This window comes from Geobacillus sp. Manikaran-105 (genome assembly GCF_002809955.1).
Taxonomy (GTDB): domain Bacteria; phylum Bacillota; class Bacilli; order Bacillales; family Anoxybacillaceae; genus Geobacillus; species Geobacillus thermophilus.
On record NZ_PIJG01000036.1, the window covers coordinates 14,556 to 30,115 of the forward strand.

15 protein-coding genes are annotated in these 15,560 nt (G+C 54.1%); 12 read left to right on the top strand and 3 right to left on the bottom strand.

Annotation, left to right across the window (positions count from 1 at the left end; all coding sequences use genetic code 11):
* The first annotated feature begins 55 nt into the window (after positions 1-55).
* The 4 genes from CV945_RS11610 to CV945_RS11625 all read left to right on the top strand — a co-directional run bounded on the left by CV945_RS11610 (position 56) and on the right by CV945_RS11625 (position 4,978).
* Positions 56-1,468, top strand: coding sequence for a Na+/H+ antiporter NhaC family protein (locus CV945_RS11610; protein WP_100659814.1), 1,413 nt, complete (start codon positions 56-58; stop codon positions 1,466-1,468).
* Positions 1,469-1,647: 179 nt separating this feature from the next.
* Positions 1,648-2,091: an acyl-CoA thioesterase gene (locus tag CV945_RS11615; protein WP_100659815.1), complete on the top strand. Its 444-nt coding sequence runs from the start codon at positions 1,648-1,650 to the stop codon at positions 2,089-2,091.
* A gap of 122 nt (positions 2,092-2,213) precedes the next feature.
* On the top strand, positions 2,214-3,713 hold the full coding sequence (locus tag CV945_RS11620; protein ID WP_100659816.1) for an aminotransferase class V-fold PLP-dependent enzyme: 1,500 nt from the start codon (positions 2,214-2,216) through the stop codon (positions 3,711-3,713).
* A 71-nt stretch (positions 3,714-3,784) separates the two neighbouring features.
* On the top strand, positions 3,785-4,978 hold the full coding sequence (locus CV945_RS11625; RefSeq protein WP_033010924.1) for an acyl-CoA dehydrogenase family protein: 1,194 nt from the start codon (positions 3,785-3,787) through the stop codon (positions 4,976-4,978).
* Positions 4,979-5,080: 102 nt separating this feature from the next.
* Here the strand turns inward: CV945_RS11625 and speE are convergent, their stop codons facing one another.
* The 3 genes from speE to nsrR form a co-directional block, all read right to left on the bottom strand.
* A complete protein-coding gene (gene speE / locus CV945_RS11630; RefSeq protein WP_033027947.1) occupies positions 5,081-5,974 on the bottom strand; it encodes a polyamine aminopropyltransferase in 894 nt (297 codons plus the stop codon).
* A 29-nt stretch (positions 5,975-6,003) separates the two neighbouring features.
* A complete protein-coding gene (locus tag CV945_RS11635) occupies positions 6,004-6,213 on the bottom strand; it encodes a hypothetical protein (RefSeq protein ID WP_033010925.1) in 210 nt (69 codons plus the stop codon).
* Positions 6,214-6,375: 162 nt separating this feature from the next.
* Positions 6,376-6,822 (bottom strand): nitric oxide-sensing transcriptional repressor NsrR, encoded by a 447-nt coding sequence (gene nsrR, locus CV945_RS11640; RefSeq protein ID WP_033010926.1) that lies wholly within the window; start codon positions 6,820-6,822, stop codon positions 6,376-6,378.
* A 172-nt stretch (positions 6,823-6,994) separates the two neighbouring features.
* Here nsrR and hmpA point away from each other — a divergent pair, with 172 nt between their 5' ends.
* The 8 genes from hmpA (at position 6,995) to CV945_RS11680 (ending at position 15,488) form a co-directional block, all read left to right on the top strand.
* Positions 6,995-8,230 carry an NO-inducible flavohemoprotein gene (hmpA, locus tag CV945_RS11645; RefSeq protein WP_100659817.1) on the top strand — a complete coding sequence of 412 codons (1,236 nt, stop codon included), beginning with the start codon at positions 6,995-6,997 and terminating at the stop codon, positions 8,228-8,230.
* Between the two features lie 225 nt (positions 8,231-8,455).
* Positions 8,456-9,358, top strand: coding sequence for a formyltetrahydrofolate deformylase (purU, locus tag CV945_RS11650; RefSeq protein WP_100659818.1), 903 nt, complete (start codon positions 8,456-8,458; stop codon positions 9,356-9,358).
* 109 nt (positions 9,359-9,467) lie between these two features.
* Entirely contained in the window at positions 9,468-9,842 is a 375-nt protein-coding gene (locus CV945_RS11655) for a replication termination protein (RefSeq protein WP_033010930.1), read from the top strand.
* A gap of 123 nt (positions 9,843-9,965) precedes the next feature.
* On the top strand, positions 9,966-10,841 hold the full coding sequence (locus CV945_RS11660; protein WP_100659819.1) for an ATP-binding protein: 876 nt from the start codon (positions 9,966-9,968) through the stop codon (positions 10,839-10,841).
* 9 nt (positions 10,842-10,850) lie between these two features.
* On the top strand, positions 10,851-12,761 hold the full coding sequence (locus CV945_RS11665; RefSeq protein WP_100659820.1) for a nitric oxide reductase activation protein NorD: 1,911 nt from the start codon (positions 10,851-10,853) through the stop codon (positions 12,759-12,761).
* Positions 12,762-12,778: 17 nt separating this feature from the next.
* Positions 12,779-14,017: a DHH family phosphoesterase gene (locus CV945_RS11670; RefSeq protein WP_033010934.1), complete on the top strand. Its 1,239-nt coding sequence runs from the start codon at positions 12,779-12,781 to the stop codon at positions 14,015-14,017.
* A gap of 255 nt (positions 14,018-14,272) precedes the next feature.
* A complete protein-coding gene (locus tag CV945_RS11675; RefSeq protein ID WP_033010936.1) occupies positions 14,273-14,467 on the top strand; it encodes a hypothetical protein in 195 nt (64 codons plus the stop codon).
* A 718-nt stretch (positions 14,468-15,185) separates the two neighbouring features.
* On the top strand, positions 15,186-15,488 hold the full coding sequence (locus tag CV945_RS11680) for a site-specific integrase (protein ID WP_232722115.1): 303 nt from the start codon (positions 15,186-15,188) through the stop codon (positions 15,486-15,488).
* Positions 15,489-15,560 lie beyond the last annotated feature (72 nt).

Consider the following 15,560-nt stretch of genomic DNA (forward strand, 5'->3'; position numbering starts at 1 on the left):
AAACAGCATTATGGCTATCCTTGTTAACAGCAAGATCGCAAAGGGGGATGCCGGTGTGGAAGGAACATGGTGGTCGCTATTGCCTTTTCTTTTGATCATTCCGCTCGCCATTTGGCTGAAAGAAATTTTGCCCGGTCTTATAGCCGGGCTGCTTGTCGGGGCGTTTTGCCTTGAGCGGTCGCTTGTCGGCGGCATCGAGCGGGCGCTGTCCGCCATTGTTCATTCGCTCAGCGATGTTGAACACATGAAGGTGGCGGCGTTTTTGTACTTGTTCGGCTCGCTTGTCGGCATGATGCAAATCACCGGTGGGATCAAAGGGTTTGTCGAGAAGCTTTCTGGGCGCATCCGCACGAAGCGCAGGCTTTTGTTGTTCGTTTGGTTGACGGTGCCGGTGACGTTTTTTATGCCGATGTTCCGCATTATGCTCCTCGGTCCGGTGATGAAGGCGGTGCTTCGCCAGTTTCGCATCGACCGGCGCCGGATGGCGTACATCATCGATGTGTCCACTGAACCGATCATCGTGCTTCTGCCGGCGGCAACGGCGTTTGTCGGCTTTATGACGTCTGTTGTAGCGGCGGCGCTGGCGCAAAACGATATTCATGAACCGGCGTATGGCGTTTTTTTGCGCAGCTTGCCGTACAATCTGTTTGCCATTATCGCGCTGATAATCGGGCTGCTGACGACGATGCTGAACATCCGCATCGGCAAGACGCGGGCGAAAAAAGGAGAGGAGAAAACAAACGAACTGCACGGCCTCGGGCTGCGCAAAGAATTGTCCCTTGTCACAGGAGAGCCGCTTCACCTTTTTGTCCCGCTGGCGTTGCTGCTCGGGCTGACGTTCGCTTTTTTTGCCTATGATGGTCGGCGGCGCGGGGCGCACGGCTGGCTAGAAGCGTTTTCGCAAGCGGATGCAACATGGGCGATGCTGTTGGCGCTGTTTGTGACCCTTCTTCTCTCGATGGGGTTTTATGTATGGCGCAGGCAGTCGCTGTCGGAGTTGATTTACCACTTTTTCGCGGGGGGCAACGAGTTGATGGCGCCGATCGGCATGCTCGTTCTCGTTTGGGCCGTCTCCGCGGTGGCGGGGGAGCTCGGCTTTACCGCTTACGTGGCTTCGACGTTTGGGACATGGCTTCCCGGGACGTTTGTGCCCGCGGCAGTGTTTTTGGCCGGATCGTTTTTGGCGTATTTTATCGGGTCCTCGTGGGGGACATGGGGCATTTTCATGCCGCTTGGCGTCACGCTCGCGCACGCGACTGGAGCGCCGCTTGAGATGACGGTCGGCGCGGTGTTTGCGAGCGGAACGTTCGGCGCGTTTGCCTCGCCGCTTGGCGATACGACCATCACGACAGCCGCCATCATGGATATGGACTTGATGAACTATGCGAAATACAAACTGCGCATTTCCTTGATTGGCGCCGGGCTGTCGCTTGCCGGGTACGTGCTGCTTCCGCTTTGGGCCGGGTGAGGAGAAGCGAACGCTTCGCTCTCCCTGCTCCCCACCTCTATCTAAACTATGTTCTAAATCATCAAATATCAAAAAACAGTTGCATCCATAAGCGAATCAAGCTATGATAAAAACAACATACTGACTAGTTGGCAGACACACTGCTGTGTCTGCCGTCAAAAAGGGGAGAGGGAACACGAATGAAAACGCACACGATTACGGTCAATCCGCGTTTTTGTGAAACAGACGCGCTCGGACATTTAAGCAACATCAGCTATTTTATTTATTTGGAAGAAGCGCGCACCCGTTTGTTCGATGAGCTGAGCTACGGCGGACGGACGGACGAATGGCACTTTGTTTTGGCGTCTACGAAGTGCGACTTTATTCGCCAAGCGTTTTTCGGGCGGCGGTTGCGGGTGGAAACGAATGTCTCCCGCATTGGCAACAAAAGCTTTCAATGCATCCATCGCATCGTCGAGGAGGAAACAGGTACGCTCATTGCCCTCGGAGAGGCGGTCGTCGTCCATTTTAACTTCCATACCCAAACAAGCGAACCGCTCCCGGACGAGCTGCGGGCGCGGCTGGCGGAGTACCTTGTTTCCACTGAACAAGCCGCGCCGTGCAACCCGCCCAAAAATGTATAATCCTCTTTAGATTGTTTGAACGATCCGCCCACCCGGCGGATTGTTGTTTTTTCTGGACCAATCGTCAAAAGGATACATACTCTGTATTGAGAATAGGCTGATTGCGGAAAGGGGGAGCAGTGATGATGATTCGGGCGACGATTGGCCATGCGACGTATACGTGCCGCGGTGAGCTCGAGACGTATTTTCAGCCGTTTCGCGACGGAACGATCGGCCGCTTTCATCCGTTTTCCACCCCGTTTGGCGAGCAGCGGCTTCTTTACGCCGACTGGACGGCAAGCGGACGGCTGTATCGCCCGATTGAGGAGAAAATGGCCCGTGAACTCGGCCCGTTCGTCGGCAACACCCATACTGAGTCGAACGTGACCGGGACGAAAATGACGCTTGCGTATCGCTATGCGAAAGAACTCATCAAACAACACGTCCATGCCAAAAAAAGCGATGTTTTGATCATGCAAGGGGCGGGGGCAACCGGGGCTGTCAACAAGCTGCAGCGCCTGCTTGGCTTGCGCGTGCCGGAGCGGTGGAAACGGCGCTTGGTGCTGGCGGATGACGAGCGCCCGGTCGTGTTCGTCACCCATATGGAACACCACACGAATCTGCTGCCGTGGGCGGAAACGATCGCTGAAGTCGTGACGATTCGGCCGACCCAAAACGGGGATGTCGATCTTGACCATTTGCGCGAGCTGCTCGAGCGCTACCGCGATCGGCCGCAAAAGATCGGCGCATTCACCGCCTGCTCGAACGTAACTGGGATCGAAACGCCGTATCATGCCTTGGCGAAACTGATGCATGAATATGGCGGGCTTTGCTTCGTCGACTTTGCCGCTTCCGCCCCGTATGTGCGCATCGATATGCACCCGGATGACCCGATGGAACAGCTGGATGCCATTTATTTTTCGCCGCACAAATTTCTTGGCGGACCGGGAAGCGCAGGAGTGCTTCTCTTTGACAGCCGGCTGTATGACCAAAAGGCGCCTGACCATCCAGGAGGCGGAACGGTGTATTGGACCGACCCGTGGGGGCATTACGAATACGTAGAGGCAATCGAAGAGCGGGAAGACGGGGGAACGCCGCCGTTTTGGCAAACGATCAAAGCAGCGCTCGCCATCCAGCTGAAAGAGCAAATGAACATAAAACGAATGCGCGCCCGCGAACAGGAGCTCGTATCGCTCCTATTGCCGGCGTTAAAAGACATTCCCGGCGTCCGGGTGCTGGAAGGGCATCGGGATGACCGGCTTGGCATCATTTCGTTTGTCATCGACGGGCTGCACTACAACATCATCGTCAAGTTGCTCAATGATCGTTTCGGCATCCAAGCGCGCGGCGGTTGTTCATGCGCCGGGCCGTACGGCCATTATTTGCTTGGCATCGATCAAGAGCAGTCCGCCGCCTTGCTCAACGAAGTCAAAAGCGGCAACTTGTTGGCAAAACCGGGCTGGGTGCGCGTGTCGCTTCATCCGACGATGACGAATGAAGAAGTGTATACGATCCTTCATGCCGTCCGCCAAATCGCCCGCCATGGCGCCCGCTGGCAAGAGGAGTATGTATACGATGCGGCGAAAAACGAGTTTGTCCATCGCCACGATGACCGGTATGTCCGCCATTTCTTTCTGTTGTAATGCATTTTCATTTCCTCATCAATGCAAAACCGGTACAATAGAGGCATCCTGGAAAAAAGAAGGGGAGAACGATGAACGAATTGTACCATCTGCTTGTGCGGACCGAACGGGAAGAAGAGCTTCACCGCCGGGCATGGCGCCTCGCCGAACAGTTTGCCGCCCGCGCGGCGCATTATGATGAGCGGGCCGAGTTTCCGTTTGCCAACTTCGCTCTGTTAAAAGAAGCCGGATTTCTGTCGTTGACCGTCCCGGCCGAATACGGAGGCGGCGGGGCCTCGCTGTACGAGCTCGTGCTCGTGCAAGAGACGCTGGCCCAAGGCGACGGCGCCACCGCCTTGTCACTCGGTTGGCATTTAAGCATTGTCATGCGCCTGTATTTGCTGCGCCGCTGGCCGGAAGCGGTGCTCATCCGCCTGGCCAGCGAGATCACGGAACGCCATGTGTTGATAAACAGCGCCCATTCTGAACGGGCAACCGGCAGCCCGGCGCGCGGGGGAAAACCAACAACAACCGCTTGTTTCCGCAACGGCCGCTGGGTGCTTCATGGGCGAAAAGCGTTTGCGTCATTGGCGCCGGCACTCGATTACGTGCTAATTTCCGCCACGATTGACAGCAGCGGCGAGGTCGGCGAATTTCTTGTCCCGATGAAAACCCCGGGGCTTCGCATTGAGCCGACATGGCACACGCTCGGCATGAAGGCGACGCGCAGCGATGACCTCATCCTTGATGGCGTCGAGGTTGAACCGGAAGCGCTCGTGGAGATGCTGGAGAAACCGGTCGGTGCAGCACCGGCACAAGGATGGCTTTTGCATGTTCCGGCATGCTACTTAGGGATCGCCATCGCCGCCCGCAATGAGGCGCTCCGCTTTGCCCAAACGTACCAACCGAACACGTTGTCGCAGCCGATCGCCTCGACGCCGGAGGTGCAGCGGAAAATCGCCGAGATGGAGTGGCGCCTCGTTCACGCCCGTCATTTTCTGTATAGCATCGCCGATTTATGGGATCGATACCCTGACAAACGTCATGAAATGAAAGAGGAATTGGCAACCGCCAAGTTCATTGCGACGAATACCGCGCTCGAGGTTGTCGATTGGGCGATGCGCATCGTCGGGGGACAAAGTTTGTATGCTGATAGTCCGCTTGGGCGCTATTACCGAGACGTGCGCGCCGGACTCCATAACCCGCCGGCTGACGACTTGACGATCGCGTGGCTCGCCAAGCGGGCGCTTGCCGGCAGTCGAACGCGCGCAAAAGCTGACGCCTAAGCAGCCAACCAATGCAGGTTGACTCAAGAACATTCAACGTGTGTTTTCCAGACAAATCGAAACCGCTGTCCCTAAATGCGAGGGACAGCGGTTTTTTAACGGTCATTTTCCCGTGTTTTCGTTCTCTGCCTCCAGCGCAGCGCGCAAAAAGGAAGGCAACGCGAAGCATTGGCGGAATACGGCGTCATTGACGTATTTTGTATCTTCGGGAATCGCTGTTTGCTTCGGCAGCTCAAGCGGCCGTTTCGAGCCGATTGTAAAGCTCCACAATCCGCCCGGGTACGTCGGCACAACCGCCGTGTACACGAGCACATGCGGGAACAATTCGCGAATGTTGCGGTATGTCCGCTTCAAAATATCGAGATGGAAAATGGGCGACTGGCTTTGGCACACCATGAGCCCGTCCTCTTTTAATGCCCGGTGCACGTTGGCATAAAACTCCGGTGAAAACAGCGCCTCAGCCGGGCCGACCGGGTCGGAGGAGTCGATCATGATGACGTCGTACTCGCGTTCCTTTCCGCGCACAAAGGCGACACCGTCGCCATAAATGAAGTGGACGCGCGGGTCGGACAAATTGCCGGAGACGGCCGGCAAATGTTCTTTGCACGCCCGGACGACCTTCTCATCAATTTCCACCATCTCGATCGCCTCGAGGCGGGCATACTTAGCCGTTTCTCTGGCTGCCCCGCAGTCTCCCCCGCCGATGATCAGCGCCCGTTTGGCTTCCGGATGAAACTGAAGCGGCACGTGCGAAATCATCTCATTATAAATATGGCCGTCAATCGAGGTCGTTTGCACGACGCCGTCCAGTACGAGCATGCGGCCAAAATCATACGAATCCAAAATCATGACATGCTGATACTCGGATGGCTCGGCAAAGATCACCTCTTTGATCCGGTAGCTAATTTTCAAATTGTCGCGGTCATCTTCGGTGAGCCAAAGCTCTCCGTTGTCCATATGCAAGTAAGGGGGTAAAGCGTTTCCTTCGTGTTTCATTGTGACCTCCTTTAGTCATGCAGATGTTTTCACACCTTTCTAATCTTAATATATTCTTCGTCTTGTGGCAAACAAAGGGGATGTGATCGGCCGGTGCCGGACGTATTCATCCCGCCGCCCATGTTTGACGACTGGTTGCGTTTTTCCGGCCGCTCCTCGTCTTGGCCGCCGCAGCCGGCACAAAGGCTGACCGCTAACGCGCAAATGGCGGCAAGCGGCATCATCCATCGTTTTCGCATCTTTTCCTCCTCCTTTCGTTTCCATCATAAACTGAGACGGCGGGCGACGACCACGACATCGTATGATTCCATCGTTCCGTCTCCCTTCATGCGGCGATGCTTGCTTATAGTGTGCCTGTTCGGCAAAAAAATAACACTCCCCGGCACCCGGCAGGAGAGTGTCTATCGATCGCGCCGCTCCCCAAGCAAAGCACGAAGCGACGTACGGTTTTCAAGCAAATCAGCGAGCGTATACGCATCGAGCACACGCAAAAACGCTTCTAACGCCTCGCGAAGCGCAAAACGGAGCCGGCATGAAGGCGTCAGCACGCATTCATTACCGTGAGCGGCGAAGCACTCCACAAGCGACAAATTGTCTTCCGTCTCGCGAACGACCGCACCGATGACAATCTCCTCCGGCCGTTTCGCCAGGCGAATCCCGCCGTTGCGTCCGCGGATCGTTTCGATGTAGCCAAGCTTGCCGAGCTCATGGACGATTTTGCTTAAATGATGCTCAGAGAGGGAAAACGCAGTGGAAATTTCTTTGATATTTGTTTTTTCGCCTTCATCGAGTGTTCCTAAAAACAGCAGCACACGCAACGCATATTCTGTATAGTTCGTCAGCTGCATGGTCATCCACAACCTTTAGACAAGATGGTTGCTTCCATTGTATCACACCTGTCTGTGCGAGGGAATTGTGAACAATTTATTAAAGATGTATTTGAAACGTTGCTTTTTCACTATGCGTATGATTGAATAAAACATGTATTTAAAATATATGTTTTATGCGAGGAGATGAAACATGGCTACGACAACGGCTTTGCACCCAAAAACGATTGAGATCGTCAAATCGACCGTACCGGTGTTGGAGCAGCACGGCGAACAGATTACCAAACGGTTTTACCAATTGATGTTTTCGAACCATCCAGAATTGTTGAATATTTTCAACCATGCCAACCAAAAACAAGGGCGGCAGCAACGCGCCTTGGCGGCAGCCGTGTACGCGGCAGCGCGCTATATCGATCAATTGGACGCCATTTTGCCGGTCGTGCGGCAAATCGGCCATAAACACCGGAGTTTAGGCATTAAACCGGAACAATACCCGATTGTCGGAAGGCACTTGCTGCTAGCGATCAAAGACGTGCTCGGCGACGCTGCCACTGATGACGTGATAACGGCTTGGGCGGCAGCGTATGAAGCCATTGCCGCTGTTTTCATTCAAGTCGAGAAGGAGCTCTACGATGAAGCTGCGGCCAAGCACGGCGGCTGGCGCGGTTTCCGCCGCTTTGTCGTCACAAAAAAGGTGAAGGAAAGCGACGTCATCACGTCGTTTTATTTCGAGCCGGAAGACGGCGACGCCATCAGCGACTATTTACCAGGTCAATACGTGAGCGTAAAACTGGACATCCCTGGTGAAACGTATACGCACATTCGCCAATACAGCTTATCGGACGCCCCCGGCAAAGGGTATTACCGCATCAGTGTCAAACGGGAAGCAGCAACAGCGGAAAAACCGGCCGGCATCGTGTCGAACTATTTGCATGACCACATTCACGAAGGCGATGTCGTCGAGTTAAGCGCTCCAGCCGGCGACTTTACGCTTGATTTGTCCAAAACGACGCCGGTTGTGTTCATCAGCGGCGGCGTCGGCATCACTCCGCTTTTGAGCATGGCGCATACGTTGGCCATCCGCCAACCGACCCGCCCAGCGGCGTTTTTGCATGCTGCTTTGAATGGCCGCGTGCACGCGTTTGACGAGGAGCTTCGGATGTTGGCGGAACGCCCGTCATTTTCTTATCATATTTGTTATGAGTCGCCATCCGACGAGGACTGCCGACATCCACATTTTGGAAAAGAAGGGCGGATTGACCTTGCATGGATGCAATCCGTGATCCCGACGAAAGACGCAGACTTTTATTTCTGCGGCCCGGTGCCGTTTATGAAAACCGTCTATCGCGCTCTAAAACAATGGGGTGTGCCAGAGGAGCACATCCATTACGAATTTTTCGGCCCGGCCGGCGATTTGACGAAAGACTGAGAGAGGTTTTTCGCTTGCCAGGGGGCTGACCCCAAAGGGTCATTTTCCTTAACAAAACACAACATATTGTTTCTTAATGATTGTTTTATACCTATATACGGTAATAAGAAAGGGTGTCCCGATCCTTTTGGGACACCCTCCTTTTGTTATCTTCCCTGTTGGCAAGTTCATGAATTTTTTGTATGATGAATGGCAAGGAAAAGCAAGAAAAGGGAGAGACAACGCATGACGACATTTCGCCAACATCGCTGGCAATCATTTTTGCAAGGCTATGAAGATCGCGCCCGCCTGCTCATTTCCTGTCCGGATCGTCCAGGCATTGTCGCCGCGGTCACGTCCTTCTTGTATGAGCAAGGCGCCAATATCGTTGAATCGAGCCAATACTCGACCGATCCGAAAGGAGGTACGTTCTTCCTCCGTTTGGAGTTTGACTGCCCGAACATCGCGGAACGAAAAGACCAGATCGAAGCGGCCTTTGCCCCGATCGCTGCTGAGTTTGGCATGGATTGGCATCTTCGCCTCCATAACGACATTCGGCGGATCGCCATTTTTGTCTCAAAAGCGGAGCACTGCTTGCTTGAACTTCTTTGGCAATGGCAGGCAGGCGAACTGATCGCCGATATCGCTCTTGTTGTCAGCAACCATTCGGATTTGCGCGATGCGGTCGAGCCGTTTGGCATCCCGTATGTGCATATTCCGGTGACGAAGGAAACGAAAGCGGACGCCGAAGCCGAACAAATCCGTCTGCTTCGTGACTATCAGATCGACACGATCGTGCTTGCCCGCTACATGCAAATTTTGTCGCCGGCGTTTGTGGCTGAATTCCCGGGACGGATCATCAACATCCACCACTCATTTTTGCCCGCCTTTATCGGCGCGCGTCCGTATGAGCGGGCGTATGAGCGCGGCGTCAAATTGATCGGCGCCACATCGCACTACGTCACCGACGATTTGGATGAAGGGCCGATCATCGAGCAAGACGTCGCCCGCGTTGACCATCGCCACCATCCCGACGATTTAAAGCGGATCGGCCGCCTGATCGAAAAAACCGTGCTCGCCCGGGCGCTCAAATGGCATTTGGAAGACCGGGTCATCATCCACGGAAACAAAACGATCGTGTTTTATTGAACCCAAGCGGGAGAGGATTTTTCCTTTCCCGCATGGTATAATGAAGATAAGCAGGATTTGGCCGCCCAAAGAGCGAAATTTCATCCGTAGGGAAGGAGGGAAAAAGCCTATGGGAGAAAAACGGACGCCCAGCGGTTTTCTGTTAAAACAACGTGCGTTTTTAAAACTGTATTTAATCACGTTAACGGAACAAGAACGGTTGTATGGACTGAAGCTGCTTGATGTGCTGCGCCAAGAGTTTAAACCGTTCGGCTACCGGCCGAACCATTCCGAAGTGTACAAAGCGCTCCACGATTTGATTGAAGACGGCATTTTAAAGCAAGTCAAGCAGAAAAAAGAAGGCATGAAGTACCAAGAAGTTGTGTACTACCGCTTCGCGGAAGGGGGGCAGGAAAAGGCGAAATTGTACAAACGCCAACTGAAAGCGGAGCTGGACCGGTGTGCGGCGCTCATTCGCAAGGCGATTGAGGACAACTTCAGTTGAGGGCGCCTCTTTTTTTGTATGTATTTACATAACATTTTTATGGTGAATTCTGTTTGTTTTGCATCCCACCGAACGATTTAGTAGAATGGGAGAAGGACACGGCAACAGAGAGGAAGACGTAGGATGTTGACATGGCCACAGGTTGTCATAAGGGAAATGGAAACACGAAAATCGTTATTCCGCCATGATCCAGATCACGCGCTGATCGGCTCCGGCGGGTATACGGCGGAAGACGAAGCGATCGTGCACGATGCGGCCATTGCCCTGGCGCTTGGAAAAAACGTACTGTTAAAAGGTCCAACCGGATCGGGGAAAACGCGGCTGGCGGAAACGTTGTCCGCCTTGTTCGGGCAGCCGATGCACAGCATCAACTGCTCTGTGGACCTTGATGCCGAGGCGCTGCTTGGGTTTAAAACGATCGTGCACCGCGACGGCCAAGCGGTAATCGAATATGTGCCCGGTCCGGTCATCCGGGCGATGGAGAAGGGGCATTTGCTATACATTGATGAAATCAATATGGCCAAACCTGAGACGCTGCCAATCTTAAACAGCGTGCTTGACTATCGGCGCCGCCTCACCAATCCGCTCACTGGCGAGGTCGTCGAGGCGAAGCCGACGTTTGGCGTCATTGCGGCGATCAACGAAGGTTATATCGGCACCGTGCCGCTCAATGAAGCGTTAAAAAACCGCTTCGTCGTCATCGATGTCCCATATGTGCAAGGGGAGACGTTAAAATCGGTCATCATGGCACAAACTACATTAACAGACGATACGTTGATCAACCGTTTCGTCGCCTTGTCAGCCGACTTGCTGGCGCAGGTGCGAAACGGGCAAGTGGCAGAAGAAGTGGCTTCCGTACGCGCCTTGCTCGATGCGTGCGATCTGGCGGTGCATATCCCGCCGCTGCGCGCCATTGAACGAAGCATCATCGACAAGCTCGACGATGAACGGGAGCGGGCGGCGGTGCGCAATATCGCGGAAACATGGTTTGACGAGTAGGAGGCGGCCATGGAACGGTTTATGATGTTCAACGATCGGCCGATCGATCCGTTTTTGGTGATGCAGCTCGCCGATCTCGCCCGAACGCTCGCCCGCCGTCCTGACATGACGGTCGAGTTCGCCGCCCATTCCGGGATGCATCCGGTTAAGCCAACGGTGTACGTCAGTCAGTTTTGGGATGTGTATCCGCCAAAGGAGAAAGAAACGGCGATGAAAAGCGATGTCGCCTTGCGCGTCATCGGCACGCGGCGGCATACGGACCTAGCGGCGGTCCGCGCATTTCGGCAAGCAGCCGAAGCGCACCCATGGCCGAAACTGGCGAAACAGCTGTTTTCGTTGGCTGAGGATCTTCGTGTTGAGGCCCTCTGCGAGCGGGAACGGCCCGGGGTGAAACGTTGGTTTCGCACGCGCCGCCGCCTTTACCGTCGCTACTTCACCCAGCAATGGCAGGCAAACCAAACCCGCGGCGCCGCCGCCGATCAATTTTTGGCGGCGATGTATTTGCGGCTGACCGCCGACTCGCCGCTTGATGACGTTCCGCTCGCTCCGATGGCGGATGAAACGGTGCAGGCGCGCCTTGACGCGCTGTGGCCGCAATGGTTTGACGCGATGTCCACCGCGGATACGGCCCGCTGGGCGTTAGCCATCGTCGCATTGATGGAAGAGGCGCTTGCCGGTGACATGGTGAACGCTTACACCTCGCTTCCATTTGTCGATGACGGGGACGATGAATCGGAGATGACGGTTCGCGATTTGAAGCGGGTCGATCCGTTGGAAAACCGCGATGCAGCGGAAAATCCGTCAAACGGCAAAGCGCACCAGGAAGTGCTGTCGACGTGGCACCGGGAAACAAGCCGGCCGAATGGGAATTTTCTCCGCTTTGAGTTAGAACGCGGCACCCGCACTGGCATGCTTGGCGACGGGGCGAGGCCGGGGGACGATGGCGACCAGGCGCTCGCCATTGTCCAAGGAACGTCCCGGCCGGCGAAGCGAAACGAATACGGCCTCGAGGCGGCGGCCGCATCCCAGGAACATCGACCAGTCGGAGGCGGTGCTCCATATGGGGAAGCGAACCGCCAGGCAGCCATCATTGTTTTTTCTTCCCCGCCGCCAAGTCGTGACGAACGGGACGAATACCGCAGCAAACAGGCGGCGGCCGCGCCATACCGGAAGCGGCTTGTGCGCGTGATGGAGCAATGGCTCGAACACCAACGCAGCACGTGGCGCACGAACTTGCCGGCCGGACGGCTGCGCAAACAGCTCATACCGTTTTTCACCGACGAGCGGCCGCGCCTGTTTTACAAAAAAGGCGAACCAGCGCGGCGGTTCAACGCAGCGTTCGGCCTGCTCGTCGACTGCTCGGCGTCGATGCACGATAAAATGGATGAAACGAAAACGGGGCTCGTTCTCTGCCACAACGTGCTTCAAACGTTGCGTGTGCCGCACCAGATCGTCGGGTTTTGGGAAGACGCCAACGAGGCAACCGCGGCCAGACAGCCGAATTACTTGCAAGTGGCTGTTTCGTTCCGCGAGTCGTTGGACCCATCAAGCGGCCCGGCGATCATGCAGCTTGAGCCCCACGAAGACAACCGCGACGGGCTGGCGATCCGCTGGATGACTGAGCAACTTCTCCGCCGCCCGGAAACGCAAAAAGTGTTGCTCATCTTTTCTGACGGGGAACCGGCCGCCTATGGCTACGAACAAAACGGCATTATCGACACGCATGAAGCGGTGGCCGAAGCGCGGAGGCGCGGCATTGAGGTTGTCAACCTTTTTTTAGGCCGCGGGGCGGATGACGAATCGACGCGGCGGACGATTGAAAACATTTACGGCCGCTTTCGCGTTTTCGTTCCACAAGTGAGCGAGCTGCCCGACCGACTGCTTCCGCTTTTGAAAACGTGGCTGCAAAAAAGCTTGTAACAAAAGGATGGGAATCGATGATCAAACTATTTACCGACAGCGATTTAGACGGCATCGGCTGCGGATTGCTCGCCAAGCTGGCGTTTGCCGAGGTGAACATTTCGTTTTGCTCGTACCGGAACTTGGATGAACGGGTCAGCCAGTTCTTGCAAAGCGAGGAAGCGAATGGCGCCATGCTGTTTATCACCGACCTAGCCGTCGGCCAGGAGGTGGAGCAGCAGCTCGCCGAGCGGGCCAAGCGCGGCGGCCATGTGCAAGTCATCGACCACCACGTGACCGCGCTTCATTTCAACAGCTATCCATGGGGATGGGTCGCGCCCGAACGGGAAGACGGCAAAAAAACATGTGCAACCTCGCTCTTTTACGATTACCTCGTCCGCGAAGGAAAACTGGCGCCTAACGAAACGTTGGATGCGTTTGTCGAGCTCGTCCGCCAGTACGACACGTGGGAATGGGAAGAAAATGGGAATTTGCAAGCGAAGCGGCTCAACGATTTGTTCACCATTCTCGGGCTCGACGGCTTTTGGGAGACGATGAGCGAGCGGCTCGCCTCCGGGGAGGCGTTCGCCTTGACGGAGACGGAAGAGTTGCTTCTGGATATGGAAGAAAAGAAAATTCAACGCTACATCCGACAGAAGCAAAAGCAGCTCGTTCAGCGCTGGATCGGCGATTACTGCATCGGCGTCGTGTTCGCTGAACGCCATCTGTCGGAGCTTGGCAACGCCTTATCCAAACGGCATCCGCACCTAGATTTGATCGCCCTAGTCAATCTCGGGACAAAACATATCGGGTTTCGCACCATCCATGACGACGTCAACGTCGCCGAATTCGCGAAGCAGTTTGGCGGCGGCGGCCACCCGAAGGCATCGGGTTGTTTTGTGGATGACACGACCTTTCCGCTGTTTGTCATCGAGACGTTCCCGCTTGCGCCTGTTTATGGCGATGCGGAACAAAACCAACTGAACAAGCGGGAAGAGGCAGAAGGCGTGTTTTGGACGAATCATCAGGGCCAGTGGTGGTTAAGCCGCCAGACGGAACAGGGATGGACATGGTATGCCGACGGGGGAGAGGCTCGCACCTTTCCCGATGAAGCCGCGGGCGAGCGATGGTTAAAGCGGCAGTTTGCGGCAGGGCTCGCCTACGACGCCGCTGTGCTAGAGTTTTTAAGCGTGCGGCTTGGGCGGGACAAAGACGCCATCCAAGCCGACTATCCGTCGGCTGTCAAACAATACAAACATCAAACCGGCATCGAATAAGGTGCCGGTTTTCTTTGCGGCGACAAGAGAGAGACCGCTGGCTTTGCAGCATGGCGGCAGGCTGATTCCGGCGGTGACAACGAACATACTGAAAGGAGCTCCATAGATCAAAAAAAGAACGTGACACGGCGGCCCATTCCGCCAGCCATTTTTTCATAGTGCCACGGCACAGAAAATGTTAACATAATTGTAACAGTTTTTGTGTTTAGGAAAAACAGTCTCTGATTATAATAAGTACATAGGGAGGTGAAGAGGGTGAAACAGTACGTCTTTTCCTTTTACACAGACCAAGGAAGAACGTCTGTCTGGGATGAGGCGATTCCGGCATCCGGGATGATGGAAGCCTTTTCAAAAGCTCGACGGCTGCTCATCAGGTACAAACAAGAGAAAGGCATGCCGGTTCGCGTTCGGTATAAAGGCGTCCGCTATCGCCACACCGACATTGCATAACGTTGAAAGTTAAAAAGAAAGGATGGGAGCATGCCTTTCCTGCGACAATCGACACGCAGCGGGTAACGTGCAGTGTTTCATGAACCACTCGGGAACACTGCACGTTTTTATTTTATTTGCATCCGCACGCCTTTCAACTCGGCAGGAGAAAGGGACAAGCCCAGCCACTGTCAAACGATCAGGAAGGCGAGACGGATGCGGAAAATGATTGCGGTGAAACACATACCGCTCGGGCACAAGCTAGGAACGGCGCAAAAACCAAATTGGCGACGACTCTTGATTTTTTTTGGTATGACACAACAAATATGGACGAGCCCGCATCTCATCATCGCGCACTCCTTTATAACAAACTATAACGGATTTCCAGGTGGCGGGGAGTTCAGCAACCAAATATGTCCGCTGCATGCGTATGCTGCAAAAGCGCTCATTCATGACGGATGTCGTTGTTTCTTTGCTTTTCGTCTCACTATCAAAAGATTACTTTTTATTGAGACAAAACCGAATATAACTTCCTATAATTTATATTATGTTAACTTATTATTTTCCCGGAATCTCATGACCTCTTCCCTCCAGTGCCCATAAAATCAATTATCCGGAACTTGTTAACCTAAGTTCCTCATAGTTTTTTGTGTCTACGAATTATCATTTTTTAAACGAATTATCATTATTTTTTTATCGATTATCATCGGTCGTTGATTATCAACTGGAGGTGTTTTTTATGTTGTTTCGACAAGCCATTGATGAATTTGTGTTGTACTTGCAAATTGAAAAAAACTATTCACTTAACACCGTTGATGGTTATGCGTATGATTTGAGATGTTTCGAGAACTTCTTAATTCAACACGGTTATTCTGTACAACTTCATGACATTACAAAAACGCATGTTCGTCGCTTCATCCAGCATCAGATTACAAAAGAAAATGTTAAACCTAGAACGGTCTATCGGAGAATTTCTTGCTTGAAATCGTTCAGTAAATACTGTGTCAAAGAAAATCTATATACATGCAACATGAAGAGTTAACTTCTCAGTCATCCTGCACACCCTAAGCGCTGCAGCACTTCCTCCGGACGTTCGTGGATGTAGTTGACAAAC

Excerpts from the sequence above, each read along its gene's own strand:
- CV945_RS11615 (WP_100659815.1), top strand. The coding sequence starts at position 1,648 with ATGAAAACGCACACGATTACGGTCAATCCGCGTTTTTGTGAAACAGAC.
- CV945_RS11620 (WP_100659816.1), top strand. The coding sequence starts at position 2,214 with ATGATGATTCGGGCGACGATTGGCCATGCGACGTATACGTGCCGCGGT.
- CV945_RS11625 (WP_033010924.1), top strand. The coding sequence starts at position 3,785 with ATGAACGAATTGTACCATCTGCTTGTGCGGACCGAACGGGAAGAAGAG.
- speE (WP_033027947.1), bottom strand. The coding sequence starts at position 5,974 with ATGAAACACGAAGGAAACGCTTTACCCCCTTACTTGCATATGGACAAC.
- CV945_RS11635 (WP_033010925.1), bottom strand. The coding sequence starts at position 6,213 with ATGCGAAAACGATGGATGATGCCGCTTGCCGCCATTTGCGCGTTAGCG.
- nsrR (WP_033010926.1), bottom strand. The coding sequence starts at position 6,822 with ATGCAGCTGACGAACTATACAGAATATGCGTTGCGTGTGCTGCTGTTT.
- hmpA (WP_100659817.1), top strand. The coding sequence starts at position 6,995 with ATGGCTACGACAACGGCTTTGCACCCAAAAACGATTGAGATCGTCAAA.
- purU (WP_100659818.1), top strand. The coding sequence starts at position 8,456 with ATGACGACATTTCGCCAACATCGCTGGCAATCATTTTTGCAAGGCTAT.
- CV945_RS11655 (WP_033010930.1), top strand. The coding sequence starts at position 9,468 with ATGGGAGAAAAACGGACGCCCAGCGGTTTTCTGTTAAAACAACGTGCG.
- CV945_RS11660 (WP_100659819.1), top strand. The coding sequence starts at position 9,966 with ATGTTGACATGGCCACAGGTTGTCATAAGGGAAATGGAAACACGAAAA.
- CV945_RS11665 (WP_100659820.1), top strand. The coding sequence starts at position 10,851 with ATGGAACGGTTTATGATGTTCAACGATCGGCCGATCGATCCGTTTTTG.
- CV945_RS11670 (WP_033010934.1), top strand. The coding sequence starts at position 12,779 with ATGATCAAACTATTTACCGACAGCGATTTAGACGGCATCGGCTGCGGA.
- CV945_RS11680 (WP_232722115.1), top strand. The coding sequence starts at position 15,186 with ATGTTGTTTCGACAAGCCATTGATGAATTTGTGTTGTACTTGCAAATT.